Origin of the sequence: Stenotrophomonas sp. ATCM1_4 (assembly GCF_004348115.1) — a bacterium.
Taxonomy (GTDB): domain Bacteria; phylum Pseudomonadota; class Gammaproteobacteria; order Xanthomonadales; family Xanthomonadaceae; genus Stenotrophomonas; species Stenotrophomonas capsici.
The window spans coordinates 1-1,611 of the sequence record NZ_QPFB01000007.1 but is presented as its reverse complement, the minus strand read 5'-3'; the positions used below and the strand labels follow the sequence as shown (position 1 = coordinate 1,611).

The 1,611-nt window shown below is 67.7% G+C and carries 1 protein-coding gene; it reads left to right on the top strand.

The window, feature by feature from the left end; all coding sequences use genetic code 11:
• Positions 1-1,611: DUF11 domain-containing protein (locus tag ATCM_RS19010; protein ID WP_132866256.1), on the top strand; the 1,611-nt coding region annotated here is incomplete at both ends.

Sequence of the window (1,611 nt, the reverse complement as noted above, 5' to 3'; positions counted from 1 at the left end):
CGTCAAGTTCGTTCTGGATACCAGTGCAAACACCAACGGCTTCCGGATCGACTTCCACAACAATCCCGGCGCAGTGGACCCGACCGGCTACGGCGAAGGCCAGGTCTGGCTGGGCTCATGCGTCGTGGCCAGTCCCAGCGCCACCGTGCCCAGCAGCTGCACCATCGCCGGCGTGGATGCGGCCACCCTGCGCATGACGGCCACCCGCTGTCTTACCGCAGCCTGCGACACGGGCGCGACCTCCGAGTTCAACGGGCCGTCCACCACCAACCTGACGCTCACCAAGACGGACGGGCAGGGTACATATGCCACTGGCCAAGGGCTGGTCTATACGCTGGTGGTGACCAACAACGGTGCGGCTCCGGTCAGCGACGCGGTCTTCACTGACCCGGCGGTGGCTGGCTTGTCGGTCACGGGGGTCACCTGCGGCAGCGCCACCCTCGGCTCGGAATGCCCGGCTGCGGCCAGTACCAGCGTGGCGCTGATGCAGAGCACGGGGGTTGTGGTGCCGCTGCTGGCCCCGGGCGGCAGCGTTACCTTCACAGTGAACGCCACTGCCACGGCCACCAGCGGCAGCCTGGTCAACACGGCCAGCATCGCCGTGCCGGCGGGCGTGACCGAGTCGGTACCTGCCGACAACACGGCCACCGACACCGATGTGCAAGGTGGCAGCATCATCATCGTCAAGGAGGCGCTGCCCAAGGATGCGCAGGATTTTGCCTTCACCACCACCGGCAGCGGCCTGAGCGACTTCAGCCTGGATGATGATGCCGACGCGACGTTGTCGAACACGCACGCCTTCACCGGCCTGGTCGCGGGCAGTTACACCGTAACCGAGACGCCCGCAGCCGGCTGGACCCTGACCAACCTGGTCTGCGTTGACCCGGACAATGGCAGCACGGTGGACCTTGGCACGGGAGTGGCCAGCCTGGACCTGGACGCAGGCGAGACCATCACCTGCACCTATACCAACAGCAGGCAGGCCAGCGTGCGCCTGCAGAAGTCGCTGCCGGACGGACGCTTCAACGCCGCGGACCAGTTCACCCTAGGCATCACCGGCGCCGGCGCGCCGGCGCCGGTCACCACCAGCGGCAGTGGTAGTACGGCGACCGGGACGGTGACCGTGGGAGCGGCGTCCCTGGGTGGGACCTATACCTTGTCGGAAGTAGCGGCGGCCGGCGCAGCACTGACGAACTACACCACCGCATATAGCTGTACCAACACCCTGCCGGGCGGGCAGACCCCAGGCGGCAGCGGGACCAGCTTCAGCGTGACACCGGCGGCCGGCGACGACCTGACCTGCCAGTTCGTCAACACGCGAATGGCGAAGGCCGACCTGTCGATCACCAAGACCAACACGGCGTCCTCGGGCCCGAGCGACCTGGCAGACGACACGGTGACCAGCGGAACTACGACGAGCTATACGGTGGTGGTGAGCAACGCCGGTCCGGATGCGGCCGATGGCGCGTTGGTGCGGGATACGGCCAGCGGGTTGAGCTGCACGGCGGTGAGCTGCAGCGGCACGACGGGTGGTGCGGCATGCCCGTCGGGGCTGGATGTGACCGCGCTGCAGAGCACCGGCGTGGCCGTCCCCACCTTCCCGGCTAACAG